Below are 26,277 nucleotides of genomic sequence, written 5' to 3'. Positions count from 1 at the left end.
CCTCTCAACTCAGGGCTGGAGACAGTCATGTGCCTTCCATCGTTCCGCCCCTCGCAGGCCGCCCTCATCTCCGACTTCCGGCTCGACCTCGTGCCGCCCGCCCTCCCGGGCATGGTCGGGCCGATCCGCCGACTCCTGCGGGACATCCTCGACGCCATCGGGCTCGACCCCGACTCGGCGTGCCTGATCCTCTCGGAACTCGTCACCAACGCGCTGATCCACGGGGAGGGGCGGCCCGCGATCCTCCTCGAACTCCGGGACGGCAGGCTGCACATGACCGTCTCCGACGCCTCCCGCACCCCCGTTCAGCGACAGGCCCCGGACGACTCGCGGGCGAGCGGCCGGGGCCTGGACATCGTCGACGCGCTCGCCGAAGCGTGGGGCGTCGAACCAACTGGCCCGCACGGCAAGGCGGTCTGGGCCGTGACGAAGGTGGGGCACACGTGATCGGATTGGTCTCGTTGCTGATCGCGCTCGTCTTTGCCGGATGGGTGGCGTGGCGGGCGAGCAATCAGCCGCGCGAAGGACGCTCCACCAAAAGGGACTTGACCTCGGGCCGCTCCTCCGCCGGCAGCGAGAAGTAGACGCAGTCCCGACACGTCCGTGGCGGGCGGGCTGTCATCCGGCCGCCAGCCGCTCGACCAGCCGAGCCTTCGCGGCCGGCCACTCCTCCGCCAGCATCGAGAAGTACGCCGTGTCCCGCCAGACCCCGTTGTCGCGCCGCTTCTCCCGCCGGTGGACCCCCTCGAACTGCGCGCCGAGCCGCAGGATCGCGTTGCGCGAGCGCTCGTTGAGGGCGTCGGTCTTCCAGAACACCCTCCCCATGCCCAGCTCCTCGAAGGCGTACGTGAGCAGCATCAGCTTGGACTCGGTGTTGAGCCCCGTCCGCCACGCCGACCGGGCGTTCCAGGTGCCGCCGATCTCGACCAGCTCGTCGGCGGCGCTGAAGCCGTAGAACCCGGTGATGCCGACGGCCTTCCCGCTCGCGAGGTCGATGGCGGCGAACTTCACGGCCGTCCCCTTCGCCACCTCGGCGAGCCGGATGTCGAGGATCGCGCCGAGCTCCTCCTCGCTCTGCGGAGCGATGAAGGGGATCCAGCGCCAGACGTCCGGGTCGGAGCCGATGGCGGCCCACAGCTCGGGCAGGTGGTCGCGGGTCAGCGGCTCCAGGCGAACGTGGCGGCCGGTGAGGGTGACGGGGGTGGGCAGCTTCGCGGTCATGATCCGAAAGGTAGCGCCGTTATGCACTAGAGGCAAGAGTGTTATGAACTAGTGCAATCGCAAGCAGGCAAAGCGAAGGGCCCTGCGGGAACGCATCCCGCACGGCCCTTCGGAGCAGCCGAAGCGCTCAGTCTCAGATGAACGAGTTGATCTGGATCGTCTCGTCCCGGCCCGGACCGACGCCGATCGCCGAGATCGGCGCGCCGGACATCTCCTCCAGCGCCTTCACGTACGCCTGCGCGTTCTTCGGCAGGTCGGCGAAGGTCTTCGCCTTGCTGATGTCCTCGTTCCAGCCCGGCAGCGTCTCGTAGATCGGCTTGGCGTGGTGGAAGTCCGACTGGTTGTAGGGGAGCTCCTCGACCCGCTGCCCGTCGATCTCGTACGCGACGCAGACCGGGATCTGCTCCCAGCCGGTGAGCACGTCGAGCTTGGTGAGGAAGAAGTCGGTGAGGCCGTTGACCCGGGTCGCGTAGCGCGCGATGACGGCGTCGAACCAGCCGCAGCGGCGGTCACGGCCGGTGGTGACGCCGCGCTCGCCGCCGATGCGGCGCAGCGCCTCGCCGTCCGCGTCGAGCAGCTCGGTCGGGAACGGGCCCGAGCCGACGCGGGTGGTGTAGGCCTTCAGGATGCCGATGACCCGGTCGATCTTGGTGGGGCCGATGCCGGCGCCGGTGCAGGCGCCGCCCGCGGTCGGGTTGCTGGAGGTCACGAAGGGGTACGTGCCGTGGTCGACGTCGAGCAGGGTGCCCTGGCCGCCCTCCAGCAGGACGACCTTGTTCGCCTTCAGCGCCTCGTCCAGCACCAGGGTGGTGTCGGCGAGGAAGGGCTTGATCTTGTCCGCGTAGCCGAGGTACTCCTCGACGACCAGCTCGGCCGGGATGGCGCGGCGGTTGTACAGCTTGACCAGGATCTGGTTCTTGTCGTGCAGCGCCGCCTCGATCTTCTGGCGCAGGATCGACTCGTCGAACAGGTCCTGGACCCGGATGCCGACGCGGTTGATCTTGTCCGCGTAGGTCGGGCCGATGCCGCGGCCGGTGGTGCCGATGCGGCGCTTGCCGAGGAAGCGCTCGGTGACCTTGTCGAGGGTGCGGTGGTACGGCGTGATCAGGTGGGCGTTGCCCGAGATCAGCAGCTTGGAGGTGTCGATGCCGCGCTCGTTGAGACCGCTGAGCTCGGAGAGCAGCACGCCCGGGTCGATGACGACGCCGTTGCCGATGACCGGCGTCACGTTCGGGCTGAGGATGCCGGAAGGGAGCAGGTGCAGGGCATACTTCTGGTCGCCGATGACCACCGTGTGACCGGCGTTGTTGCCGCCCTGGTAGCGGACGACGTAGTCGACGGAGCCGCCGAGGAGGTCGGTGGCCTTCCCCTTGCCCTCGTCTCCCCACTGAGCGCCAACGAGCACGAGTGCCGGCACAGGCGTACACCCCTTCCGGTTGGGGCATCCTGCGTAGGCCGCAGTCTGCCCCGAGATAGACGAAGCCCCTGGCGCAGTAGCGCAAGGGGCTCTTGCACCGAGAGATTACCTGAGGAAGGACCGGTCGTGTCGTCCCTGTCCACGCCCGCAACCGGCGGCCCCGAGCCGCTCCTGCTACTCCTCGACCCGGCGGCCCGGCAGACCGACGGCGAGTCGGTGCGGATCGCGAAGGACGTGCTCTGCGGAGGCGCGGACGCCAAGGTGGTGTACCCGGAGAGTCCGTCCGAGCTCGACCGGGTGCTTTCGCACCGGGGCCGCCGCCGACCGGTGGTGATCGGTTCCGATCTCGCCGTGCAGCGGGTGCTCCAGGCCCTCCATCGGCAGCGTGAGCTGGGAACGGATCCGGTGGGCGTGATTCCGGTCGGCCGGTCGGAGGAGGTGGCGGCGGCCCGTGCGCTCGGCGTGCCGGGGGAGCCGGTCCGGGCGGCGCGGGCGGTGCTGTCGGGCGCCCCGCGCAAGCTGGACCTGCTGGTGGACGACGGTGGCGGGGTGGCGCTGGCCGGGGTACGGATCTCCGGCGGCGGGGCGTGGCGGCTGGTCGGCCGTACGGGCGGCTGGCGTTCGCTATGGGCGAAACTGGCTGCGGCCGAGCAGGGGAACGCACTCACCTCGGACGGCCCCGAGCACAGCCCCCGGATCCGGGTGGAGGCCGACGGCCGGCTGCTCGCGGACGTGCACCGGCCGGTCCGGCTGGTCCAGGTCATGCTGCCGACCGGCGAGTCCGACGGGACGGGCGTGATGGAGATCGTGGTCCGCGCGCCCGGTGCACTCGTGCGGGCCAGGGCGGCGAGCGTCTCGGTGGTCGGCCGGGGCTTCGGCTACGAGGCGGACGGTCACCCGGTCGGCCCCGTCCGGGCCCGGACCTGGACGGTGCACCCGGGCGCCTGGGGCCTCCTCCTTCCGGCGGCCTGACCGCACGGCGCGATTACCGGAGGCGACACCGCCACGCGATTACCGGAGGCGACACCGCCGCGCGACCACGCCGCGTGACCGCCTGGATCGACCGTGCAGTCCCACGCGGCCGTGAAGCCCGCGTGAACGCCGGGTGAGCAGGCTCACGTTCGCTGCCGCCCGCCAGCGCGCCCGTCGCCGTACGCTCCGCACACGGAACACCCCAACAGGCGCGAACCACAAGGCCAACCGCCACCCGCCGGAATTCCCCCCACCTGAAATCCCCACCCCGTAAGGGGTTTTGTCTACGCGCGTTACTGGTCGATCGCCCGACAATCCCGGCATCCCTGGTTCCGGAAGCCTGTGCCAACTGCCCTAGACTCGAAGGCGTGCCACGTGGTGACGGAAGACTCAACCACGATCTTCTTCCCGGCGAGAAAGGCCCCCAGGACGCTTGCGGCGTCTTCGGTGTCTGGGCTCCCGGCGAGGAGGTCGCCAAGCTCACGTTCTTTGGCCTTTACGCCCTGCAGCACCGCGGTCAGGAATCCGCGGGCATCGCAGTGAGCAACGGCTCCCAGATTCTCGTCTTCAAGGACATGGGACTCGTCTCCCAGGTCTTCGACGAGGCCTCGCTGGGGTCGTTGCACGGGCATATCGCCGTCGGACACGCCCGCTACTCGACCACCGGTTCCTCGGTCTGGGAGAACGCCCAGCCGACTTTCCGGGCGACCGTGCACGGTTCGCTGGCCCTCGGGCACAACGGAAACCTGGTGAACACCGCCGAACTGGCGGCCATGGTCGCCGAACTGCCCGGTGAGGAGCACGTCTCCCGCTCGGGCCGGACCGCCGCGACCAACGACACCGACCTGGTGACCGCGCTGCTCGCCGGCCACCCGGACCTCTCCATCGAGGAGACGGCCAAGGTCGTGCTGCCCAAGGTCAAGGGCGCGTTCTCGCTCGTCTTCATGGACGAGCACACGCTCTACGCCGCCCGCGACCCGCAGGGCATCCGCCCGCTGGTGCTGGGCCGGCTGGAGCGCGGCTGGGTGGTCGCCTCCGAGACCGCGGCGCTGGACATCTGCGGCGCCTCGTTCATCCGTGAGGTCGAGCCCGGCGAGCTCATCGCCATCGACGAGAACGGCATGCGCACCTCCCGCTTCGCCGAGGCGAAGCCCAAGGGCTGCGTCTTCGAGTACGTCTACCTGGCCCGCCCCGACACCTCCATCGCCGGCCGCAACGTGCACCTCTCCCGCGTGGAGATGGGCCGCCGCCTGGCGAAGGAGGCCCCCGTCGAGGCCGACCTGGTGATAGCGACGCCGGAGTCCGGTACGCCGGCCGCGATCGGCTACGCCGAGGCCAGCGGGATCCCGTACGGCTCCGGCCTGGTGAAGAACGCCTACGTGGGCCGCACCTTCATCCAGCCCAGCCAGACCATCCGCCAGCTCGGCATCCGGCTCAAGCTCAACCCGCTGCGCGAGGTCATCCAGGGCAAGCGCCTGGTGGTCGTGGACGACTCGATCGTCCGCGGCAACACCCAGCGCGCGCTGGTGAAGATGCTGCGCGAGGCCGGCGCGGCCGAGGTCCACATCCGGATCTCCTCGCCGCCGGTGAAGTGGCCGTGCTTCTTCGGCATCGACTTCGCCACCCGCGCGGAGCTGATCGCCAACGGCATGACCATCGAGGAGATCGGCCGCACGCTCGGCGCGGACTCGCTCGCCTACATCTCGATCGACGGCATGATCGAGGCCACCAAGCAGCCGAAGGAGCGGCTCTGCCGGGCCTGCTTCGACGGTGAGTACCCGATGGAGCTGCCGGACCCGGCGCTGCTCGGCAAGCTCCTGCTGGAGGCCGAGATCAAGGGCGGCCAGCAGCAGCCGGCCGTCCGCGGCAAGCCGACCAGCGGCAGCGACCTGGACGGCGTCCAGTCGCTGCTCGGCGGGGCGGGCGCGGCCGACGCGCTGCGCCGCCCGTAACGAACCCACGGTGGGGTCCCGCAATCCGGGACCCCACCGCTGTTCCGACCCCCACCCCAGACCCGAAAGGGCCGCACCGCAGTGACCAGCAACCAGAACGGCGCCACCTACGCCGCCGCCGGTGTCGACATCGAGGCGGGCGACCGCGCCGTCGAGCTCATGAAGCAGTGGGTGAAGAAGGCCAACCGCCCCGAGGTGGTCGGCGGTCTCGGCGGCTTCGCCGGGCTCTTCGACGCGTCCGCCTTCAAGCGCTACGAGCGGCCGCTGCTGGCCTCGGCCACCGACGGCGTGGGGACCAAGGTGGCCATCGCGGCCGCCATGGACAAGCACGACACCATCGGCCACGACCTGGTCGGCATGGTCGTCGACGACCTGGTGGTCTGCGGCGCCGAGCCGCTGTTCATGACCGACTACATCTGCGTCGGCAAGGTCGTGCCGGAGCGGGTCGCGTCGATCGTCAAGGGCATCGCCGAGGGCTGCGCGCTGGCCGGCTGCGCCCTGGTCGGCGGCGAGACCGCCGAGCACCCGGGCCTGCTGGGCCCGGACGAGTACGACGTGGCGGGCGCCGGCACCGGTGTCGTCGAGGCCGACGCGCTGCTCGGCGCGGACCGCGTGCGGGCCGGCGACGTGGTGATCGCGATGGCCGCCTCCGGCCTGCACTCCAACGGCTACTCGCTGGTCCGCCACGTGCTGCTGAACCAGGCCGGCTGGAAGCTGGACCGCAAGGTCGAGGAGTTCGGCCGCACCCTCGGCGAGGAGCTGCTGGAGCCGACCCGGATCTACTCGCTGGACTGCCTGGCGCTCACCCGGGCCACCGAGGTCCACGCGTTCTCGCACGTGACCGGCGGCGGCCTGGCGGCCAACCTGGCCCGGGTCATCCCGGACGGCCTGCACGCCCGCCTGGACCGCGGCACCTGGACCCCGCTGCCGGTCTTCCGGACCGTCGCCGAGGTCGGCAAGGTGGCCACCCTGGAGATCGAGAAGACGCTCAACATGGGCGTCGGCATGGTCGCGGTCGTCCCGCCGTCCTCGGTGGACGTCGTGCTGTCGATCCTGGAGGACCGCGGCGTCGAGGCGTGGCTGCTGGGTGACATCGTCGAGCGTACCGACGAGCACGAGGGCGGCGCTGCCCTCTACAACGCCTACGAGGGCTTCACGGCGGGCTGATCAGGGCCTGAGCGGGTCCGACCCGCCCCATGACGTCAAGAGGGCCCCTCCGGTACGCCGGAGGGGCCCTCTCGTGTTCCTGGCAGCCCGGGCGCCCGGCGCCGCCCCCGACCGCGCGCGGGAACGCCGAAAACCGGCCCGGCGCCTGGGCGCCCGGACCGGTCCGGCGGAACTGCGGTTACGAGCGGCGGCGGGCCTGCGACGGCCCGGTGCCCGGCTCGGTGTCGTCCTCGTCGTCGAGGTCGGCGTAGCGGGCGGCGTACTCCGCGTACGGGTCGTCGTCCTCCTCCTCCTCGATCGGCTCGGGCTCGATCGAAGCGGTGGACGGCGATACGCCCAGCTCGTGGGACAGACGGTTAGCGTCGAACCCGCCGCTGTTGTACTTCAGCTCGCGGGCGACCTTCGTCTGCTTGGCCTTGGCCCGGCCGCGCCCCATGGGTCGACCCCCTCAACGATGGGGCTCACGGCCCCGAGTCTGACACGTGTTCATGATCAGGACCGGCCTGCCCGAATGGGAGGACCGTCCCTTGGAGCATTAACGGTACCTGTTTCCGCCGCTGGACGGTACGTCGTCGGTGTGACGTGGCGCGCACCGACCGCACCCGAGACCAGGTCTTCCCAGGTCAGGGGAGGTTTTGCGGCGTTTTGCACGCTGTCCGGAGGTGTCTTGGGTCCGTCGTTCCAGGACCGATTATCCCCCCTAGGGGGGCCTCGGATCACCCGATCGGGCGCAGAAGTGAGAATCCGGTTCCACATCGTGATGCGCGGGGGACGGACCTCGTCCGTCCCCCGCGCACCACGGGCCCGGATCAGGCGCGGCGGGCACCCGGCAGCAGGACCGTGCGCAGCGCGCTGATCTCGCGCATCCGCTTCTCGGCGAGGCGGTCGGCGGCGACCGCCGGCGGGACGCCGTCGGCGGCGGCCCGGGTGAAGATCTCCAGGGTGGTGTCGAAGATCTTCGTGGCCTTGTTCTTGGCGCGCTCGAAGTTGAAGCCGTCGATCTCGTCGGCGACCTGGATCACGCCGCCGGAGTTCACCAGGTAGTCGGGCGCGTAGAGGATGCCGCGGTCGGCCAGGTCCTTCTCGACGCCCGCGTGGGCGAGCTGGTTGTTGGCCGCGCCGCAGACGATCGAGGTGCCGAACTCGCCGAGCGCGGCGACGACGTCGTCGGTCAGCGCGCCACCGAGGGCGCAGGGGGCGTAGACGTCCAGCTTGGCCTGGAGCAGGGCGGTGGTGTCGGCGACGACCTCCACCTCCGGGTGGGCCGCGCGGACACGGTTCACGGCGGCCTCGAAGGGGTCGGTGACGACGACGGTGGCGCCGTCCGCGACGAGGTGGCCGACCAGGTAGTGGCCGACCTTGCCGACGCCCGCGACGCCGACCCGCTTGCCGCGCAGGGTCGGCTGGCCCCAGCGGGCCTGGGCGGTGGCGCGCATGCCCTGGAACACGCCGAAGGCGGTCAGGATGGACGAGTCGCCGGCGCCGCCGTGCTCGGGGGAGCGGCCGGTGACGAACGAGGTCTCGCGCGCGATGACGTCCATGTCCTGGACGTAGGTGCCCACGTCACAGGCGGTGATGTAGCGGCCGCGCAGGGACTCGACGAAGCGGCCGTAGGCCCGGAGCATCGCCTCGTTCTTGTCCTTGTTCGGGTCGCCGATGATGACGGCCTTGCCGCCGCCGAGGTCGAGCCCGGCCAGCGCGTTCTTGTAGGACATCCCGCGGGACAGGTTGAGCGCGTCCTCCAGGGCCGCCTCCTCGGAGGCGTACGGGAAGAAGCGGGTGCCGCCGAGGGCCGGGCCCAGCGCGGTGGAGTGGATGGCGATGATCGCCTTGAGTCCGGAGCTGCGGTCGTGGCAGAGGACGACCTGCTCGTGGCCGTCGCCGGGGGCGCCGTCCTGCTCGGTACGGAAGATCCGGCTGAGCACACCGGGTGCGGGGTGCGTGGCGGAGGTCTGTACGTCGGTCACTGTGGTGACTCCAGTATCGAAGGCCCGCTGCTGTGGTGCGGGCGCCTAAGGCGAAGCGTAGTCGCGGCCGGGCCCCCGATCCGCCCTCTTGTCCGAGCTTGTGCCGGTTGTCCGAGGGCTGAGACGGGAGGGGGTCCTCGGTGCGGGCGCGAATCGTTCGGGGACGCGCCCTCCCGGGTCGGGGCGGTGCGTGCGACGATGCAGAACGTGACCGTCGTGCGCACCTCGGTACTGCCGCCCTACGCCGCCCACCTGCGGGTCTACGAGCCGCTGGCCGCCTACCCGGAGCCCGAGCGGGCGCGCTGGCAGGCCTACGCGGCGGAGCACGGGCCGGACGCCGTGGCGGCCGGGCAGCCGGTGGCCGCGGCGGTGCTGGAGGAGCAGCGCGAGGCCCTCGCGGAGCTGGCCGCCCGTACCCCGCGGGCACTGCCGGAGCGGGAGAGCGAACGGGCCTACGTGCGGCTCGTGGACGGGGTGCTGTACGTCTGCCCGTGGGCGACCCGGCTGCGCAGCTGGCAGGCGCTGGAGGAGCTGCGGGCGGGGGCGCCGGTGGCGCTGCTGGACACCGCGCTGCCGCCGGCGACCCGGGCGGCCGCCGAGGCGGACCTGGAGCGCTGGCGGGCCGACCACCCGGACGCCCGGCCGTGGATCCTGACCAGCCGCTGGGAGGTGCCGGTGCGCTGGTTCCTGCCGTTCGGGGACGAGGACCGCTGCTTCGTACCGGGGGGCGGGCCGGAGGGGCTGCCGGGGGCTGGGGGAGAATTCCCGGTGGGGGAGGAAGGGGAACAGGGCGGGCGGGCGCCGGCGCTGTTCTACCTGACGCCGATGGCGCAGGCGCGCCGGCGGGTGGCCCGGGCCTACCGGGCGCTGCGCGAGGCGGTGCCGGAGGGGGAGCTGGTGCGGGGGGCGGAGCAGGTCGGGCGGTGGCTGGAGGAGTTCCATCCGCGGTCGCTGGTGGAGCTGGACTACGGGGGGCTGGTGCATCTGTTGGGGGAGGAACGGTTGCTGGCGGACCGTTCGGCGGGGGAGCTGGAGGAGGGGCTGCGCGCGCTGCGGGCGGGGGACGCCGAGGAGGCGCTGCGGGCGTACGGGGAACTGACGGTGCGCTGGCGCCGGGTGCTGGCGCTGCGGCACGCGAACTGACGTCCGACCCTGCGGGTATGACTGGAAGGGTCCTTCGGCCCGACCGGCATGACCAAGGTCCTGGTTCGGGTCAATACCTGCCGAACGTGACACTACTCACCGTTGACGCGAACTTACCCCTATGTGCAAAAATGGGACAACCAGCCCAACTTCACGTGAGCGTGCCCACTTTTGGGTGGTTCTGGAGTCGATGCGTGCTTTGCGGGGAAACGGAGGGTCTGGTCCCCTCGTAACCGGATGTTACTGCCGAGTGACTGTCCGTTATGGGGTGGTCCATCGCCATCCGTCGGCCTTGAACCCGTGAGGGGTCAATTTTGGCGGTTTGGTCGATAGGGCTGGACGGATGGTGTAGTTGTAGACACCAGGACAAGCCGTTCGTCCTATAACCGACTCGGCCCGTCTATGCCATTTCGGGCATCGCGGGCCAAGGTGCAGAATTTGAAGGATAGAACCGCCCTGGTTCGGTTCTCCCGAGGAGGCCGCTCATGACCGCTCGTACCCCTGATGCTGAGCCGCTGCTGACGCCGGCAGAGGTTGCCACCATGTTCCGCGTTGACCCGAAGACGGTCACCCGCTGGGCCAAGGCGGGCAAGCTGACGTCGATTCGCACGCTCGGTGGTCACCGCCGTTATCGCGAGGCGGAGGTGCGTGCTCTGCTGGCCGGGATTCCCGCCCAGCGCACCGAGGCCTGATGGGCCAAAGGCTCTTTAAAGGGGCTGCTTACCGGACTCCGCCGGGTCCGGTAAGCAGCCCCTTTGTCGTGCCCGCCGACGGTCGTCCGACCGGTCGGAATGCTGAACTCCGGATAACGATTTGGTGTTCGTGTGGCGGGGGGGATTTACAGTTAATGGCTGTGCAATTTTACATATTAAATTAGTGGGGTCTTCACGAGGTCCTCACGGGGCGGGTCTCGGGAAAGGGCGGGTGACGACCATCACACGGTCCGTCACTTGTGGTCCGTACCGGCGGAGGGGTAAGCGCGGCGCGCTGGAAAATGCGAGAGGCCCGGAACCTGACGGTTCCGGGCCTCTCGCACTGCGGCGATCCCGACGGGACTTGAACCCGCGACCTCCACCTTGACAGGGTGGCGAGCTAACCAACTGCTCCACGGGACCAGAGTTTTCTGATCTCGTTCACTTCGCTTGCCGCGCTGCGAACAAGACAGACTGTAGCCCATGATGGGCCCCCAGGTCGAACTGGCTCCTGAGGGCCCGTCCCAGCTCAGAGCGCCGCCCGGGCCGCCTCCATCGCCTTGGTGATCCGCTTCTCCGAGATCGGGGCCGGCGTGCCCAGCGACTGGGCGAAGAAACTGACCCGCAGCTCCTCGATCATCCAGCGGATGGCCCGCACCTCCGCGGATGGCTGGCGCCCCGCCGGAACGGCCGCCAGCAGCTCCCCGTAGGCCTGCTGGACCTGCTGGACCTTCAGCAGGTTCTGGGCGTCCCGCTGGGGGTGGTTGGGCAGCGCCTCCAGGCGGCGGTCCACCGCCAGCAGGTAGCGCTTGAGGTCCGGCAGCCGCTGCCAGCCGGTGTTCGTCACGAAGCCCGGGTGCACCAGCGAGGCCAGGTGCAGCCGGATGTCGTTCACCGCGTTCAGCAGCACCGGGCTGCTCACCGACTTCAGCCGGGTCGAGGCCTTGTGGAAGGCGATCAGCGCGGTGGCCGTCTTCAGTGTGGTGTCCGCCGACAGGTCGTACAGGTCCGCCCGCACCTTGTCGTGCAGCGTGCCGAAGGCCGCCTCGTCCCAGGCCGGGCCGCCGCCCAGGGTCATCAGCCGGTCCGTCGCACAGGCCACCACGTCCTCGAACAGCGCGGTGATCGAGCCGTGCGGGTTGTGCGACAGCGCCAGCTTCGCCTGGTTGCCCAGCCGGCCCTGGATCGACTTGGCCGGGGAGGTGGTGGTCAGCATCAGCAGCCGGCGGGTGCCCTCCCACATCGCCTGCGCCTGCGCCTCCGGGGTGTCGAAGAGCTTCACCCCGACCGACCCGCCCTCGTCCACCAGGGCCGGGTAGGCGCGCAGCGAGTGGCCGCGGGAGCGCTGCTCGAAGGTGCGCTGGAGCACCGGCAGCCCGGCCGGCCAGGCGGTCAGCCCGCCCTGCTCGATGCCCTGGCCGGAGGCCGCCGAGGACAGCGTCTCCTTGAGCTTCGGCTTGAGCCGCAGTCGCAGCTCCTCCAGGTCCTTGGACTCGGCGAGCTTGCGCCGCCCGTCCACCACCCGGAAGGTCACCTTGAGGTGCTCCGGCACCCGGTCGTCGTCCCAGGCCTCCGGCGGCACGGTGACGGCCGTCAGCCGCTTCAGGGCGTGCTCCAGGGCCGGCAGCAGCGGCTCCTGGCGGTCCCTCGCCTCGCGCAGCGCCGCCTTGGCGAAGTCCGGCGCCGGCACGAAGTTGCGCCGGATCGCCTTCGGCAGCGACTTGATGTACGCGGTGACCAACTCCTCGCGCAGGCCCGGGATCTGCCAGTCGAAGCCCTCCCCGGTGACCTGGTTGAGCACCGGCAGCGGGATGTGGACGGTCACGCCGTCCGCGTCGCTGCCCGGTTCGAACTGGTAGGTCAGCTTGAAGCGCAGCTTGCCCTGCTGCCAGTGGTCCGGGTAGTCGGCCTCGGTGACGCCGTCCGCGGCGTCGTTGATCAGCATCGACTTCTCGAAGTTGAGCAGGTCGGGCTGGTCGTGCCGGGCCTTCTTCCACCAGGCGTCGAAGTGCCGGGTGGAGACGACGTCCTCCGGCAGCCGGGCGTCGTAGAAGTCGAACAGGGTCTGGTCGTCGACCAGGATGTCGCGGCGGCGGGCCCGGTTCTCCAGCTCCTCGACCTCGCCCAGCAGCTTCCGGTTCTCGGCGAAGAACCGGTGGTGGGTCTCCCAGTCGCCCTCGACCAGCGCGTTGCGGATGAACAGCTCGCGGCAGAGCTCCGGGTCGATCCGGCCGTAGTTGACCTTGCGCTGGGCGACGACCGGCATCCCGTACAGGGTCACCTTCTCGTACGCCAGGACGGCCCCGGCCTTCTTCTCCCAGTGCGGCTCGCTGTAGCTGCGCTTGATCAGGTGGCCGGCCAGCGGCTCCACCCACTCCGGCTCGATCTTCGCGTTGATCCGCGCCCACAGCCGGGACGTCTCGACCAGCTCGGCCGACATCACCCAGCGCGGCGGCTTCTTGAACAGGCCGGAGCCCGGGAAGACCGCGAAGCGGGCGCCGCGCGCGCCGCCGTACTCGCGCTTCTCCACGTCGAACAGGCCGATGTGGGAGAGCAGGCCGGCCAGCAGCGACTGGTGGATCCGGTCGGCGTCCGGCTCGGCGTCGGGATGCGGCTCCTCGATCGTCACGCCCAACTGCTTGGCCACGGTGCGCAGCTGGGTGTAGATGTCCTGCCACTCCCGTATCCGCAGGTAGTTGAGGAACTCGGCCTTGCACATCCGGCGGAACGCGGAGGAGGAGAGCTCCTTCTGCTGCTCCCGGACGTAGCGCCACATCGCCAGGTAGGAGAGGAAGTCGGAGGTCTCCGAGTTGAACCGCTTGTGCCGCTCGTCGGCGGCCTGACGCTTCTCGGCGGGGCGCTCGCGCGGGTCCTGGATGGAGAGCGCGGCGGCGATCACCATGACGTCGCGCACGCAGCCGTTCTTGTCCGCCTCCAGGACCATCCGGGCCATCCGGGGGTCCACCGGCAGCTGGGCCAGCTGGCGGCCGAGCGCGGTGAGGCGCTTGCGCGGGTCCTTCTCGTCCGGGTCCAGCGCGCCCAGCTCGTGCAGCAGGTGCACGCCGTCCTTGATGTTGCGCGAGTCCGGCGGGTCCAGGAACGGGAAGGCGGCGATGTCGCCGAGACCGGCGGCCGTCATCTGGAGGATCACCGAGGCCAGGTTGGTGCGCAGGATCTCGGCGTCGGTGAACTCGGGGCGGGCGAGGAAGTCCTCCTCCGAGTACAGCCGGATGCAGATGCCGTCCGAGGTGCGGCCGCAGCGGCCCTTGCGCTGGTTGGCGCTGGCCTGGCTGACCGCCTCGATCGGCAGCCGCTGCACCTTGGTGCGGTGGCTGTAGCGGGAGATGCGGGCGGTGCCCGGGTCGATCACGTACTTGATGCCCGGGACGGTCAGCGAGGTCTCGGCCACGTTGGTGGCCAGTACGATCCGGCGGCTGCTGGAGCGCTGGAACACCCGGTGCTGCTCGGCCGAGCTCAGCCGGGCGTACAGCGGCAGGACCTCGGTGGACTTCAGCTTCAGCCGGTTGAGGGCGTCGGCGGTGTCGCGGATCTCGCGCTCGCCGGAGAGGAAGACCAGGATGTCGCCGGGGCCCTCGGCCTGGAGCTCCTGGGCGGCTTCGCAGATCGCCTGGACCTGGTCCCGGTCGCGGTCGACGTCGGTGGTGTCGTCGTCGCCCTCGTCCGTCTCGTCGAAGATCGGCCGGTACCGGACCTCCACCGGGTAGGTGCGGCCGGACACCTCGATGATCGGGGCGTCGTCGAAGTGCCGGGCGAAGCGCTCCGGGTCGATGGTCGCGGAGGTGATCACGACCTTGAGGTCCGGGCGGCGGGGCAGCAGCTGCTTGACGTAGCCGAGGATGAAGTCGATGTTGAGGCTGCGTTCGTGCGCCTCGTCGATGATCAGGGTGTCGTACTGGCTCAGCTCGCGGTCGGTCTGGATCTCGGCGAGCAGGATGCCGTCCGTCATCAGCTTGACCAGGGTGTCCTGGCCGACCTGGTCGGTGAACCGGACCTTCCAGCCGACCGCCTCGCCGAGCGGGCTGTCCAGCTCCTCGGCGACCCGCTCGGCGACCGTACGGGCCGCGATCCGGCGGGGCTGGGTGTGCCCGACCAGACCGCGCACGCCCCGGCCGAGCTCCAGGCAGATCTTCGGGATCTGGGTGGTCTTGCCGGAGCCCGTCTCACCCGCGACGATCACCACCTGGTGGTCGCGGATGGCCGCCAGGATCTCGTCCTTCTTCTGGCTGACCGGCAGCTCGGCGGGATAGCGGATCTCCGGGACGGCGGCCCGGCGGCGCTCGACCAGCAGCTCGGCGCGGTCGATGTCGGCGGCGATCTCGGTCGCGATCTTCTGGCGGGCCTCGGGCTTGCGGACCCGTCGGGCCCCCTCCAGCCGGCGCCCGATCCGCACCTGGTCGCGGAGGGTCAGCTCGGGCAGGCGGGCGGCCAGCTCACCGATGCCGGGACCCTCGGCGGGTGCGGGGGCGGACTGGACTGCGGGAGAACTCACTGCGGGCATCCCTCTAGGTTCGCAAGGAGGCACGGCGGCGCGCACCTCGGTTTTCGAGCCCCTCCAGTGTCACAGTCGCCGGTGGCGAATCGCGAACGGCGGGTCGGGTCGGGGCGCGGTGGTCGCCGGGACCGCCGCCGGGGCGGTCGTCGGACGGTCGTCGGGCGGGCGTTGGATGGTCGGGGCAACGGTTCGGGGCAGGTCCGGGCTCTGGGGGGTGGAGGAGGTGCTCATGGGAGCCCAGAAGGCCGCGCGGGACGACGAGTTCCGCGCCTTCACCGGCAGCGCGTGGACGCGGCTGCTCAGGACGGCGTACCTGCTCGCGGGAGACCGGCACAGTGCCGAGGACCTGGTCCAGCAGGCCCTGGAACGGGCGTACGTCGCCTGGGGCCGGGTTCGGGCGGCCGACGACCCGTACGCCTACGTGCGCCGGATCCTGATCAACGAGCACGCCCGGCGGTTCCGGCGCAGACCGGCCGAACAGCTGGTCACCGCCGTCCCCGAGTCGGCCGGGCCGGACGGCGTCGACGGCTACGCCCGGCTCGACGAGCGGGCCGTGCTGCTGGCCGCCCTCGGCGCGCTGCCGCCCCGGCAGCGGCAGGCCGTCGTGCTGCGGTACTGGGAGGACCTCAGCGAGTCCCAGGCCGCGGCCGCGATGGGCTGCTCGGTCGGGACGGTGAAGAGCCAGGCGTCGAAGGGGCTCGCCAAGTTGCGCGGCTCCTCCTCACTCACTGGGCTGACGAGCATCGGAGGCAGGAGATGAGCAACGAGGACACGACCGGGGCGGAGGCCGCGGCGTTGCGGGGGCTGAGCGAGCTGGCCGAGAGCATTGAGGCCGGGGCGGTCCCGTACGACCGGGTGGTCGCCGGGGGCCGCCGCCGGCTGCGGCGCCGGCGGATGCTGACCACCGGGGCGGTCGCCCTGGCGGTCCTGGCGGTGGTCGGCGGCGGGACGGCGCTCGGCGGGCTCGGGCGGGGAGCCGGGGCCGTGAGTGCCGCGGCCGGGCCGACCGGGACGGCGACCCCGAGTTCTGCGGCCACGCCGAGTGCCGCGACCACGCCGACGGCCACCCCCAGTGCTGCTGCCGCCTCGACGGCTTCGGCCGCTCCGTCCGGGACCGCGCGGGACCCGTTCACCCCGATCCGGGTCAAGGTCCGCGAGGGCACCTCGAACGGCCACGCCCTGGAGGCCTGGGTCGCCCTGTGGCCGGCGGCCCCCACCGCGGAGGACGGCCTCAAGCAGGGGCAGCTGATCTGGGCGGAGCGGCACGCCGTCGACCCGAACGTGTCGCCGGACCTCCCGCAGGGCACCGACGCGGCCTGGAACCCGCACAAGGACCGGGTGGACGTCTACCTGGTCGCGGACGGCAAGCGGCAGCCCGGCGACTACGTGGGGTCGACCACCGGCCCGGGCGGGACGGGGAAGGAGGGCCAGGAGACCTTCATCAACGGCGTGGTGCTCAACCGCGTGAGCGGGCAGGTGGGCATCCCGGAGATGGTGGTCGTCCGGGTCGGACCCGAGGTCGCGAAGGTCGTCGTCGACTGGAAGGCCGGCGGCTCCACCGAGGCGGTGCCGGTCGCGGTCGGGGACTCCCCGGTCCGCTGGTACGCCGTCGTCCGCAAGCCGGGTGCCATGGACAACACCGCCACCTCCTATGCCGCGGACGGGTCGGTGCTGCGGACCCAGACCACCTGGTGGTGATCCGGTGATCCGGCGTCAGGTCACGGGCTGAGCGCGGCCTGGTCGGCGTCCGGCAGCCAGTCGCGGGCCGGGTCGTACTCCAGCCACCGGCTGCGCCGCGCCCGCTCCGCGAACGCCCGGAGCAGCGCCTCCAGTCGGGGGTGCGGGTCGGCGCCCGCCGGTCCGCCGCGCCAGACCAGCGACCAGGCGTAGAGCGGGGTCGGACCGGCCAGCGGCACCGTCCGCACCCCCGGCCGACCGGGGGCGGCCGGGGCGACCGGCAGCGGGCAGTCGGCGGGGACGAGGGAGAAGCAGCTCGGGTCCGTGCGGACCCGGTCGACGAAGTGCTCCAGCCCCAGGTTGGTCGAACCGACCCGCTCGGTGATGCCGAACCGGGTGGCGAAACGGGTCAGGAAATCCAGCCGGTCCACCGCTGCCGGGAAGCGCAGCACGCTCCCGCGCAGCTCCGCCGGGCTGAGCACGTCCCGGCCCGCCAGCGGGTGGTCGGTGCTCAGCAGCACGTCCACCGGCTCCAGCCGCACCAGCCGGTGCGTCAGTCCGGCGTCGGCGCCGTCCGGCAGCGCGTGCACCCGGCCGAACCCGGCGTCCGACTCCCCGCGCAGCAGCGCCGCCGCCACCGAGGGCAGGTCCCGCCCCGGCACCGGCTCCACCTCCAGCTCCGGTACCCCGTCCACCGCCAGCGCCACCGTCCGCATCGGTGCGTACAGGTGCCCCCACACGTCGATCCGCAACGGACGCCGGGCACAGCCCACCGCCGCCACCGCGCGGTCCCCCTGCTCCAGCACCCGCCGGGCCGGCCCCAGGAACCGCCGGCCCGCCTCGGCCAGCTCCACCCCGCGCGAGTCCCGCTCCAGCAGCCGCACCCCGAGCACGCCCTCCAACCGGGCCACCCGCTTCGACAGGGCCTGCTGGCTGATCCCCAACCGCCCCGCCGCCCGCCCGAAATGCAGCTCCTCGGCGGCCACCACGAACGCCCGCACCTGCGCGAGATCAAGATCCATGGCCGCCCACCCTAGGGCCTGGCCGCCGTCGGACCTCCCCGTCCCGTGGCCACAACCGGTGGTTGTCGGCGCTCCGCCCCGGTTGTTGGACCGGCCGTGGCGGCGCGCGGTGAGGTGGGTGGGCGCCGACCGGAGGGGCCGGGGCGCGGAGGAGGGCGAGCGGGATGCGGGCGCTGGTGGGGACGGGGCAGGCGGCGGCACCGGTCGGGTTCGCCGAGGTGGCGCAGCCGCAGCCGGGGCCGGGGGAGGCGCTGGTGAAGGTCGAGGCGTTCTCGGTGAACCGGGGCGAGACCTTCCAGCTGGAGGCGCCCCGGCCCGGCTGGCGGCCGGGCAAGGACGTCGCCGGGCTGGTCGTGCAGGCCGCCGCCGACGGGTCGGGGCCGGCCGTGTGCCGACGGGTGGTCGGCCACCCGCCGGCCGGGGGCTGGGCCGAGTACGTGTGCGTGCCCACCTCCTCGCTCGCCGAGCTGCCCGACACCCTCGACACCGTCCGCGCCGCCGCGCTGCCGCTCGCGGGCCTCACCGCGCTGCGCCTGCTCCGCACCGCCGGGGCGGTGGCCGGCCGCCGGGTGCTGCTCACCGGGGCCTCCGGCGGGGTCGGGCACTACGTCACCGAGCTGGCCTCCGCCGCCGGGGCCGAACTGACCGTGGTCACCGCCTCCCCGGAGCGCGGCCGCCGGCTGGCCGAGCTGGGCGCGGCCGAGGTCGTCCACGACCTCGCCGAGGCGCGCGGCCCGTACGACCTGGTGCTGGAGTCCACCGGCGGCGCCGCCCTGCCGCTCGCGCTGGCCCGGCTGGCCCGGCGCGGCACCCTGATCTGGTTCGGCCAGGCCTCCCGGACACCCGCCACCCTGAACTTCTTCGACTTCTTCGCCGGTCCGGAGTCCGCCACCCTGCGGCACTTCCACTACGCCGACTCCGACGTGCCGGACGGCGCGGACCTGGCCACCCTGGTCCGCCTGGCGGCGGGGGGCCGGCTGACCCCGGAGCTCGGCCGGGTCGCCCCCTGGACCGAGACCGCGACCGTCCTCACCGACCTGCGCGAGCGCCGGATCCGCGGCAAGGCCGTGCTGACCGTCTCCTGATCAGCGCTTCTCCCTGATCAGTCGTCCCTGACCACCCGTTTCCTGATCGCCCGTCGACCCGCCCGGAGAGGGAGCCCGCGATGCCCGACACCCCCGACCTGTCCTTCCTGGACATCCCCGGCCTGCTGCCCGCCTTCGTCGCGGAGAACCGCCCCCGCGCCCACGGCGCCGGCCTCGACCCCTACGAGTACGTCCGGGTCACCGCCCCGCTGACCTCGCTGCACGACTGGCCCGCCGCCTGCCGTGCCGCCGGCCGGCGGCACGACGAGGCGGCCGACCGCGCCGCCGCCGAGGGCCGGACGGTCACCGCCGGCGCCGCGTACCGGACGGCCGCCCGCTGGTTCCACCTCGCCGGGCTGCTCCCGCACCCCGACCGGGCGGCCGCCGCCCGGGTCGCGGCCGAGGCCGACGAGGCGATGCGGCGGGCGCTGGCGCACCTCGACCCGGGCGCCGAACGGGTCGAGGGGGAGGGCTTCGCGGGCTGGCTGCGCCGCCCGTCGGCCGCGCCCGCCGGCCCCGTCCCGGTGGTGGTCGTGGTGCCCGGGCTGGACTCGGGCAAGGAGGAGTTCCACGCCGTCGTCGAGGCGCTGCTGGCCCGCGGTCTGGCCGTCCTGGCCATCGACGGCCCCGGCCAGGGCGTGCTGGCCGCCGTCAGCGTGCCCGAGCCGGACTACCACCGGGTGGTCGGCCGCGCCCTGGACGCCCTCGCCCACCGCGGGGAGGGGCTGGACCTCGCCCGCACCGCCGTCATCGGCCTCAGCCTGGGCGGGTACTACGCCGCCGAGACCGCCGCCCACGAGCCGAGGATCCGCGCCGCCGCCCTGGTCAGCGGCCCCTACCGGCTGGACTGGGACGAGCTGGTCCCGTTCGTCACCGCGACCCTCGCCCAGCGCTGCGGCGGCGCCGAGGCTGCCCGCGCCTTCGTCCGCCGCGTCGACCTGACCGCCCTCGCCCCGGCGATCACCACCCCGCTGCTGGTCGTCGAGGGCGGCGAGGACCGCATCCCGGGCGTCGTCAACGCCACCGCGCTGGCCGACCGCGCCCCGGACGCCGAACTCCTCCTCGTCCCGCACGGCAACCACCTGCTCGGCACCGCCCTGCCCGACTGGCTCCCCGCCACCGCCGACTGGCTCACCGCCCGGCTGGGCTAAATGGCGGCACTGTGCAGCCAGTGCAGCTAAAATGCAGGCATGACTGCGATCACGATTCGTGAAGTCCCGGACCCGGTGTTGAACACCCTCAAGCTCAAGGCCGCGCAGACCGGCAAGAGCCTCCAGTCGTACCTGCTCGACCTGGTGACCCGCGAAGCCGCCACACCCTCGCTCGCCGAGATGATGGCCCGGCTCGACCGGGAGACCCGGGACGAGGTGAGCACTGCCGACATCCTCTCCGCGATCGACGATGGCAGGGAGCGCCGGTGACTTCGATCGCCGTCGTGGACTGCTCGGCCCTAGTCCGCGTGCTGACCGACCATGGATCCACCGGCAGGGCGGCCCGGGACCGACTCCGCGGCCTGGACACGCTCTCCGCACCGGGCCTGCTCGACTACGAACTCGTCTCCGCCCTCTTCGGGATGGTCCGCGGGGGCAAGCTCGCCGAAAAGGAGGCCGCCAAGGCGATCGCCGACTACCAGGCTCTCCCGGTCACCCGGCACGAGACGCTGGTCCTTTGGCAGCGGGTCCGGGAGCTGAACCACAGCCTCAGCGCCTATGACGCCCAGTACGTGGCGCTGGCCGAGACCCTCGGTGTGCCGCTCATCACCAGCGACGCCCGCATCCAACGCAGCGGTGCGGCCAGGTGTGCCATCGAGGTCTTCGGCTGACCGGAGCCGGTCAGTACGGCAGCAGGTTCCCGGTGGCCAGCTCGAAGTCGAACGGCTCCGGGATGCGCAGGGTCTCGCCGAAGGCGATGTCCTCGCGCCGGTGGTACCTGGTGCCGTCCGGTCGGCTGAACAGGGTCACGGTCTTCTCCCGCGCGTCGACCAGGAGGTACAGCGGGATCCCCATCAGCGGGTAGTCCCGCACCTTCCCGATCCAGTCGTTCTCGGGGTTGGAGGGCGAGACCAGCTCGACCGCGATCGCGGCCAGATCGGCCGGCACCTGGTTGTCGGTGGTCGCCAGAGCCTCGTCCGGAACGTACGTCAGGTCGGGGTTGCGGCTCTTCCCGACGTTGGGCGAGATCAGGTCGGTGTTCTCGCTCGGCAGCAGCCCGGCCGGCGTGTGGGCGTCGAACTGCCGGCGCACCACGAGCAGGTTGAGCGTGAACCTCCCGAACCGAATTCGCCGGTGCCCGACACCCAGCGTAGCCGCGGGCCCGCTCCGGGAACGGCGAAGGCCCCCGCAGCGACATTCGCTGCGGGGGCCTCCTGGCTGTGGCCAGGGCCGGGGTCGAACCGGCGACCTTCCGCTTTTCAGGCGGACGCTCGTACCAACTGAGCTACCTGGCCGTACTGCCTCGTCTCTGGTGAGACGAGCGATCCCGACGGGACTTGAACCCGCGACCTCCACCTTGACAGGGTGGCGAGCTAACCAACTGCTCCACGGGACCTTAGGTGGCTGGTGGGCCACCAGGTCTTGCGGCACTGCACTTTACTACGGTACTGCCTGTGTACTGCGTGCCCCCAACGGGATTCGAACCCGTGCTACCGCCTTGAAAGGGCGGCGTCCTGGGCCACTAGACGATGAGGGCTTGCGGCCTGTCCCGCTGTTTCCAGCGTTCGGGGACGTCGAGAAGCATATGGGATGCCGGGCGGATCGCCAAAACGGGTTTCGGCCGAGCGGGTGGGCGGGGTGCTGGCGGGGGCTCGGGCGGGGTCAGGACCAGCCGAGTTCGTCGAGCTCGTGGTCGTCGAAGCCGAAGTGGTGGGCGACCTCGTGGATCACCGTGGTGCGGACCTCCTCGACGACCTGCTCGCGGGACTCGCAGTGCCGGAGGGTGGGGCCGACGTAGATGATGATCCGGTCGGGCAGGACGCCCGCGTACCACTCGCCGCGTTCGGTGAGCGGGGTGCCCTCGTAGAGGCCGAGGAGTTCCGGGTCGGCGGGGTCGGGCTCGTCCTCGACGAAGACGGCGACGTTGTCCATCATGGCCGCGAGCTGCGGGGGGATCTGGTCGAGGGCGTCGCCGACCAGCGTCTCGAACTCTTCCCGGGTCATCTCCACCGGATCATTGTCGGGTCCGGGGTGACGGTGTGCCAGGTGGCGGGAGCCGGTGTTTGATGGGCCTCATGGCGACCTCGGACGGCACGGTGGACGGCCCGGCGCGGGCCCGGCCCGGCGGTGGTGCGCCGGTGGTGCGGCGGCGCCCGCCGGTGCTGCGGGGGCAGGGGCGGGCCGTGGCGGTGGTCGCGGTCGGCGGGGCGATCGGTGCGATGGCCCGGTACGGGGCGGGGCTGGCCTGGACGGACGGGCCGTCGGCGTTCCCGTGGACGACGCTGCTGGTCAACGTGACGGGCTGCGCGGTGATCGGGGTGTTCCTGGTGGTGGTCACCGAGGGGCGGCCGGTGCATCCGCTGCTGCGGCCGTTCTTCGGCACCGGGGTGCTGGGCGGGTTCACCACGTTCTCGACGTACGCGGTGGACGTCCGGCGGCTGGTGGAGCACGGGCGGCCGGGGCCGGGGCTGGCGTACCTGGGGCTGACGCTGCTGGGGGCGCTGGCCGCGGTGTGGGCGGCAGCCGGGCTGACGCGCCGTCTGATCGCCGCCGCCGAGCGGGGCTCGCGGTGACCGGCCCGGCGCGGCCGGCGCTGCGGCTGACCGTGCTGGTCGGGGAGAGCGACCAGTGGCACCACCGGCCGCTGTACAGCGAGATCGTGCACCGGGCGAGGGCCGCCGGGCTGGCCGGGGCGAGCGTCTTCCGGGGGATCGAGGGGTTCGGGGCCTCGTCGCTGGTGCACACGGCGCGGCTGCTGTCGCTGAGCGAGGACCTGCCGGTGGCGGTGGTGATCGTGGACGAGGAGGAGCGGGTGCGGGCGTTCCTGCCGCAGCTGGACGGGCTGGTGACGGAGGGCCTGGTGACGCTCGACCGCTGCGAGGTGGTGCGGTCGGCGTCGGGCCCGGACGGCCGCGCGCCGGGGGAGGGCGGGCCGGCGTGAACTGGCTGCTGGTGGTCGCGGGGGCCGTGGTCGGCGCGCCGCTGCGGTACCTGACCGACCGGGCGGTGCAGGCCCGGCACGACTCGGTGTTCCCGTGGGGGACGTTCACCGTGAACGTGGTCGGCTGCCTGGTGCTCGGGCTGGTGACCGGCGCGGTGGCGGCGGGTGCCGCCTCGGCGCGGGTGCAGTTGCTGCTGGGGACGGGGCTGTGCGGGGCGCTGACCACGTACTCGACCTTCTCGTACGAGACGCTGCGGCTGGCCGAGTCGGGGGCCGGGCGGTACGCCGTGGCGAACGTGGTCGGCAGCGTGGGGGCGGGGCTGGCCGCGGTGTACGCGGGGGCGGGGCTGGCCTCGGCGCTCTGGGGCTGAGGGCGGGCGCTTCCGCGTGGCGAGCGCTTCCTGACGCGCCGCCCGTGTCCCGCGGGGGCGGGCGCGCGTTGGGCACCGAAAAGCGGTCGCCCGGCGGCGGGTGGCCCGGGTGGGGCGGTAGAGAGGGATCTCGGTGGCTTCGGTGCGGTCGGTGCGGTCGGTGCGCGCGCTTCGGGCGGTGCGGTCGGCGCGGTCGGTTCGGACGGTGGGCGCGGTGGTGCGGGGCCTGCCGCCGCGGGAGGTGGTGGTGCGGCGGGCCCGGCCGCGGTCGGTGGCCCTGCGCTCGGGCGCGGTGCGGGCGGTGGCGGTGCTGGCGGTGGCCGGGTTCGGGCTGACGGGGTGCATGTCGGTCGGTCCGGCGGCGGAGGAGAAGCACGGGGGCGGCGTGGCGCCGGTGGGGCAGGCCGGGCCGGTCGGGAAGCCGGGGGTGACGGGCGGGCCGTCCGCCTCGCCGGGCGCCGGGCACCCGGGGGGCGGGTCGGGGCGCCCGGAGCGTTCGGGGAGCCCGCAGGCCGAGAACGCGCCGGGTGGCGCGACGGCCACGGTGGCGGGCGAGGTGGCGCCCGGCGCGAACGGCGCGCCCGCCGGTGTGGTCCCGGTGCCGGGGGCGGCCGTGCCCGATCCCGCGCCGGGCGCGGGTGGTGCGGGCGCCGCGCCGGGCGGGAGCGCGAGCCCCGCGCCCCATCCGGGCGGCGGTACGTCCGGGACGTCGGCGGGCGCGGGTGGTACGGCCGGTACGGGGGGCGCCGGCGGTACGGCCGGGACCGGTGGCGCGGGGACGGCCGGCGGCACCGGCGACGGGCGCTCCGGCGGCGGGACGGCGGGGACGCCCTCGGCCACGCCGAGCAGCCGCCCGTCGACCTCCCCCGAGCCGGACCACACCTCACCGGCCGCAACCGCCCCACCGGCCCCGGATCCCTCGGCCGGCAGCTCCGGTTCCTCGGCCCCCAGCCCCCACGCGGGCGGGCATTAGGGGGCTGGCCAGGGCATTTGCCTCTGATCCCGAGGTTCCTCTATGGTGGTAGATCGTTCGTTTGATCCATTTGACTGGCGCCCTAATCCCATCTGGCGCCCTTGGCGCGTTCCGGCGATCCGTGGCTGACCGCATAGAGGCGGTTGTGAAACAGAACCCCGGACTTTGGCGCGTGCCACTTCCGGAAGGTTTTGCATGTCTCTCGTTGACGACGCCCGCTTCGCCATGCCCGCGAGCGAGTCCGCCGCCGATGTCACCGACGCCCCCACCACCGCCGACACCACCGTCGCCACCGCCGACGCCGGGTCGGACACCGAGCTCGTCGAGGCCGCCGAGGCCGTCGCCGAGGAGGCCGCGCAGGCCGTCGAGGAGGCCGAGGAGGCCGCCGAGCCGACCGTGACCTTCGGCGACCTGGGCCTGCCGGACGAGGTCGTCCGCGCCCTCGCCAAGCGCGGCGTCACCACCCCGTTCCCGATCCAGGCCGCGACCATCCCGGACGCCCTGGCCGGCAAGGACGTGCTGGGCCGCGGCCGCACCGGCTCCGGCAAGACCCTCAGCTTCGGCCTGCCGCTGCTGACCCGCCTGGCCGACGGCGAGCGCACCCGCGCCAAGCACCCGCGCGGCCTGATCCTGGTGCCGACCCGCGAGCTGGCCATGCAGGTCGCCGACGCCCTGGAGCCGTTCGGCTCGGTGCTCGGCCTGCGCCTCAAGGTGGTCTGCGGCGGCACCTCGATGTCGAACCAGATCTACGCGCTGGAGCGCGGCGTCGACGTCCTGGTCGCCACCCCGGGCCGCCTGCGCGACCTGATCAACCGCGGTTCCGCGCAGCTCGCCGACGTCCAGGTCGCCGTCCTCGACGAGGCCGACCAGATGGCCGACATGGGCTTCCTGCCCGAGGTCACCGAGATCCTCGACCAGGTGCCGGCCGGCGGCCAGCGCCTGCTGTTCTCCGCCACCCTGGAGAACGAGATCGACACCCTGGTGAAGCGCTACCTGAACAGCCCGGTCACCCACGAGGTCGACCCGTCGGCCGGCGCCGTCACCACCATGACCCACCACATCCTCGTGGTGAAGCCCAAGGACAAGGCGCCGATCACCAACGCGATCGCCGCCCGCAAGGGCCGCACGATCATCTTCGTCCGCACCCAGATGGGCGCCGACCGCGTCGCCGAGCAGCTGATCGAGGCCGGCGTGAAGGCCGACGCGCTGCACGGCGGCATGACCCAGGGCGCCCGCACCCGCGTCCTCGGCGACTTCAAGGACGGCTACGTCAACGTCGTCGTCGCCACCGACGTGGCCGCCCGCGGCATCCACGTCGACGGCATCGACCTGGTCCTCAACGTGGACCCGGCCGGCGACCACAAGGACTACCTGCACCGCTCCGGCCGCACCGCGCGCGCCGGCCGCTCCGGCACCGTCGTCACCCTGGTGCTGCCGCACCAGCGCCGCGGCGTGTTCCGCCTGATGGAGGACGCCGGCGTCGACGCCAGCCGCCACATCCTGGACCACGCCTTCGACGCGGAGGTCGCCCGGATCACCGGCGCCCGCTCGCTGACCGAGGTGCAGGCCGAGAGCGCCGCCAACATCGCCGGTGCCGCCGAGCGCGAGCTCGCCGACATGACCCGCCAGCTGGAGCGCGCGCAGCGCCGCGCCACCGAGCTGCGCGAGGAGGCCGACCGCCTGGCCGCCCGTGCGGCGCGCGAGCGGGCCGACCTGGGCATCGAGGACGAGGCCCCGGCCGCCGAGGCGGGCGAGACCGCCGCCGAGACCGCGGAGGCCCCGGCCGCCGCTCCGGCCGCCGCCGCCCCGGCGGGCGAGGAGCGCACCCCGTCGTACCGCGAGGCGCGCACCGAGCGTCCGGCGTTCACCCGCGACCGGGACCGGGACGACCGCCGCTCGGGCGGCTTCGGCCGGGACCGGGACGACCGCGGCTTCGGCCGCGACCGGGACCGCGACCGGGACGACCGCCGTTCCGGTGGCTTCAACAACCGCGACGACCGTGGCGCCCGCTCC

At 72.6% G+C, this 26,277-nt stretch carries 25 protein-coding genes and 4 tRNA genes; 17 read left to right on the top strand and 12 right to left on the bottom strand.

Annotated features, from left to right (window positions below; genetic code table 11):
- Positions 1-27 precede the first annotated feature (27 nt).
- The gene (locus tag ABTY15_RS05670; protein ID WP_350576553.1) at positions 28-447 is read left to right on the top strand and encodes an ATP-binding protein; all 420 of its coding nucleotides are present in this window, start codon (positions 28-30) and stop codon (positions 445-447) included.
- A 171-nt stretch (positions 448-618) separates the two neighbouring features.
- Here ABTY15_RS05670 and ABTY15_RS05665 read toward each other — a convergent pair whose 3' ends face one another.
- Complete coding sequence (locus ABTY15_RS05665) at positions 619-1,221, bottom strand: GNAT family N-acetyltransferase (RefSeq protein WP_350576550.1); 603 nt, start codon at positions 1,219-1,221, stop codon at positions 619-621.
- Positions 1,222-1,354: 133 nt separating this feature from the next.
- Positions 1,355-2,638 carry an adenylosuccinate synthase gene (locus ABTY15_RS05660; RefSeq protein ID WP_350576547.1) on the bottom strand — a complete coding sequence of 428 codons (1,284 nt, stop codon included), beginning with the start codon at positions 2,636-2,638 and terminating at the stop codon, positions 1,355-1,357.
- Positions 2,639-2,764: 126 nt separating this feature from the next.
- Between ABTY15_RS05660 and ABTY15_RS05655 the strand changes: the two genes are divergently transcribed.
- The 3 genes from ABTY15_RS05655 to purM all read left to right on the top strand — a co-directional run bounded on the left by ABTY15_RS05655 (position 2,765) and on the right by purM (position 6,729).
- Entirely contained in the window at positions 2,765-3,610 is an 846-nt protein-coding gene (locus ABTY15_RS05655; protein ID WP_350576544.1) for a diacylglycerol kinase family protein, read from the top strand.
- 368 nt (positions 3,611-3,978) lie between these two features.
- Positions 3,979-5,562 (top strand): amidophosphoribosyltransferase, encoded by a 1,584-nt coding sequence (gene purF / locus ABTY15_RS05650; protein ID WP_350576541.1) that lies wholly within the window; start codon positions 3,979-3,981, stop codon positions 5,560-5,562.
- Between the two features lie 81 nt (positions 5,563-5,643).
- Positions 5,644-6,729, top strand: coding sequence for a phosphoribosylformylglycinamidine cyclo-ligase (purM, locus tag ABTY15_RS05645; RefSeq protein ID WP_350576538.1), 1,086 nt, complete (start codon positions 5,644-5,646; stop codon positions 6,727-6,729).
- Positions 6,730-6,907: 178 nt separating this feature from the next.
- Here the strand turns inward: purM and ABTY15_RS05640 are convergent, their stop codons facing one another.
- Together ABTY15_RS05640 and ABTY15_RS05635 are read right to left on the bottom strand one after the other, a co-directional pair.
- Positions 6,908-7,165: a DUF3073 domain-containing protein gene (locus ABTY15_RS05640; protein WP_350576535.1), complete on the bottom strand. Its 258-nt coding sequence runs from the start codon at positions 7,163-7,165 to the stop codon at positions 6,908-6,910.
- A gap of 373 nt (positions 7,166-7,538) precedes the next feature.
- Entirely contained in the window at positions 7,539-8,696 is a 1,158-nt protein-coding gene (locus tag ABTY15_RS05635) for a Glu/Leu/Phe/Val dehydrogenase dimerization domain-containing protein (protein ID WP_350576532.1), read from the bottom strand.
- 207 nt (positions 8,697-8,903) lie between these two features.
- Between ABTY15_RS05635 and ABTY15_RS05630 the strand changes: the two genes are divergently transcribed.
- Positions 8,904-9,839: a DUF8083 family protein gene (locus ABTY15_RS05630; protein WP_350576529.1), complete on the top strand. Its 936-nt coding sequence runs from the start codon at positions 8,904-8,906 to the stop codon at positions 9,837-9,839.
- 485 nt (positions 9,840-10,324) lie between these two features.
- Positions 10,325-10,531, top strand: coding sequence for a developmental transcriptional regulator BldC (gene bldC / locus ABTY15_RS05625; RefSeq protein WP_014137253.1), 207 nt, complete (start codon positions 10,325-10,327; stop codon positions 10,529-10,531).
- Between the two features lie 349 nt (positions 10,532-10,880).
- Here the strand turns inward: bldC and ABTY15_RS05620 are convergent.
- Together ABTY15_RS05620 and hrpA are read right to left on the bottom strand one after the other, a co-directional pair.
- Positions 10,881-10,954, bottom strand: a tRNA-Asp gene (locus ABTY15_RS05620).
- A 106-nt stretch (positions 10,955-11,060) separates the two neighbouring features.
- Complete coding sequence (gene hrpA, locus ABTY15_RS05615) at positions 11,061-15,050, bottom strand: ATP-dependent RNA helicase HrpA (protein WP_350576524.1); 3,990 nt, start codon at positions 15,048-15,050, stop codon at positions 11,061-11,063.
- A gap of 223 nt (positions 15,051-15,273) precedes the next feature.
- Here hrpA and ABTY15_RS05610 point away from each other — a divergent pair, with 223 nt between their 5' ends.
- Positions 15,274-15,804 carry a SigE family RNA polymerase sigma factor gene (locus tag ABTY15_RS05610; protein ID WP_350576515.1) on the top strand — a complete coding sequence of 177 codons (531 nt, stop codon included), beginning with the start codon at positions 15,274-15,276 and terminating at the stop codon, positions 15,802-15,804.
- On the top strand, positions 15,801-16,742 hold the full coding sequence (locus ABTY15_RS05605) for a hypothetical protein (RefSeq protein WP_350576513.1): 942 nt from the start codon (positions 15,801-15,803) through the stop codon (positions 16,740-16,742). Before ABTY15_RS05610 ends, ABTY15_RS05605 begins: the two co-directional genes overlap by 4 nt.
- Before the next feature lie 20 nt (positions 16,743-16,762).
- On the opposite strand, the gene ABTY15_RS05600 is transcribed toward ABTY15_RS05605, so the two are convergent.
- Positions 16,763-17,743 (bottom strand): LysR family transcriptional regulator, encoded by a 981-nt coding sequence (locus ABTY15_RS05600; RefSeq protein WP_350576510.1) that lies wholly within the window; start codon positions 17,741-17,743, stop codon positions 16,763-16,765.
- A gap of 164 nt (positions 17,744-17,907) precedes the next feature.
- On the opposite strand from ABTY15_RS05600, the gene ABTY15_RS05595 reads away from it, so the two are divergent.
- The 4 genes from ABTY15_RS05595 to ABTY15_RS05580 all read left to right on the top strand — a co-directional run bounded on the left by ABTY15_RS05595 (position 17,908) and on the right by ABTY15_RS05580 (position 20,650).
- Positions 17,908-18,828, top strand: coding sequence for a zinc-binding dehydrogenase (locus tag ABTY15_RS05595; protein ID WP_350576507.1), 921 nt, complete (start codon positions 17,908-17,910; stop codon positions 18,826-18,828).
- An 80-nt stretch (positions 18,829-18,908) separates the two neighbouring features.
- On the top strand, positions 18,909-19,979 hold the full coding sequence (locus ABTY15_RS05590) for an alpha/beta hydrolase family protein (RefSeq protein ID WP_350576504.1): 1,071 nt from the start codon (positions 18,909-18,911) through the stop codon (positions 19,977-19,979).
- Positions 19,980-20,018: 39 nt separating this feature from the next.
- A complete protein-coding gene (locus ABTY15_RS05585) occupies positions 20,019-20,249 on the top strand; it encodes a FitA-like ribbon-helix-helix domain-containing protein (protein WP_350576501.1) in 231 nt (76 codons plus the stop codon).
- Positions 20,246-20,650, top strand: a complete 405-nt coding sequence (locus tag ABTY15_RS05580) for a type II toxin-antitoxin system VapC family toxin (RefSeq protein ID WP_350576498.1) — start codon at positions 20,246-20,248, stop codon at positions 20,648-20,650. Before ABTY15_RS05585 ends, ABTY15_RS05580 begins: the two co-directional genes overlap by 4 nt.
- A gap of 10 nt (positions 20,651-20,660) precedes the next feature.
- Here the strand turns inward: ABTY15_RS05580 and ABTY15_RS05575 are convergent, their stop codons facing one another.
- The 5 genes from ABTY15_RS05575 to ABTY15_RS05555 form a co-directional block, all read right to left on the bottom strand.
- A complete protein-coding gene (locus ABTY15_RS05575) occupies positions 20,661-21,071 on the bottom strand; it encodes a Uma2 family endonuclease (protein ID WP_350576495.1) in 411 nt (136 codons plus the stop codon).
- Between the two features lie 129 nt (positions 21,072-21,200).
- A tRNA-Phe gene (locus tag ABTY15_RS05570) sits at positions 21,201-21,274 on the bottom strand.
- Between the two features lie 27 nt (positions 21,275-21,301).
- Positions 21,302-21,375: transfer RNA gene (locus ABTY15_RS05565), tRNA-Asp, on the bottom strand.
- A 68-nt stretch (positions 21,376-21,443) separates the two neighbouring features.
- Positions 21,444-21,516, bottom strand: a tRNA-Glu gene (locus ABTY15_RS05560).
- A 125-nt stretch (positions 21,517-21,641) separates the two neighbouring features.
- The gene (locus tag ABTY15_RS05555) at positions 21,642-21,983 is read right to left on the bottom strand and encodes a metallopeptidase family protein (RefSeq protein WP_350576492.1); all 342 of its coding nucleotides are present in this window, start codon (positions 21,981-21,983) and stop codon (positions 21,642-21,644) included.
- A gap of 71 nt (positions 21,984-22,054) precedes the next feature.
- Between ABTY15_RS05555 and crcB (ABTY15_RS05550) the strand changes: the two genes are divergently transcribed.
- From crcB (ABTY15_RS05550) to ABTY15_RS05530, 5 genes are all read left to right on the top strand, one after another.
- Positions 22,055-22,552, top strand: coding sequence for a fluoride efflux transporter CrcB (crcB, locus tag ABTY15_RS05550; RefSeq protein ID WP_350576489.1), 498 nt, complete (start codon positions 22,055-22,057; stop codon positions 22,550-22,552).
- The gene (locus tag ABTY15_RS05545) at positions 22,549-22,920 is read left to right on the top strand and encodes a DUF190 domain-containing protein (RefSeq protein WP_350576486.1); all 372 of its coding nucleotides are present in this window, start codon (positions 22,549-22,551) and stop codon (positions 22,918-22,920) included. The genes crcB (ABTY15_RS05550) and ABTY15_RS05545 overlap by 4 nt, the downstream gene beginning before the upstream one ends.
- Entirely contained in the window at positions 22,917-23,291 is a 375-nt protein-coding gene (gene crcB, locus ABTY15_RS05540; RefSeq protein WP_350576484.1) for a fluoride efflux transporter CrcB, read from the top strand. Before ABTY15_RS05545 ends, crcB (ABTY15_RS05540) begins: the two co-directional genes overlap by 4 nt.
- Before the next feature lie 214 nt (positions 23,292-23,505).
- Positions 23,506-24,264, top strand: a complete 759-nt coding sequence (locus tag ABTY15_RS05535) for a hypothetical protein (RefSeq protein ID WP_350576481.1) — start codon at positions 23,506-23,508, stop codon at positions 24,262-24,264.
- 195 nt (positions 24,265-24,459) lie between these two features.
- Positions 24,460-26,277 (top strand): DEAD/DEAH box helicase (locus tag ABTY15_RS05530; RefSeq protein WP_350576478.1); only part of this gene is annotated, 1,818 nt, incomplete at its 3' end.

Origin of the sequence: Kitasatospora sp. NPDC097643 (genome assembly GCF_040302625.1) — a bacterium.
Lineage (GTDB): Bacteria > Actinomycetota > Actinomycetes > Streptomycetales > Streptomycetaceae > Kitasatospora.
This window is presented reverse-complemented; position numbering and strand designations above follow the sequence as displayed.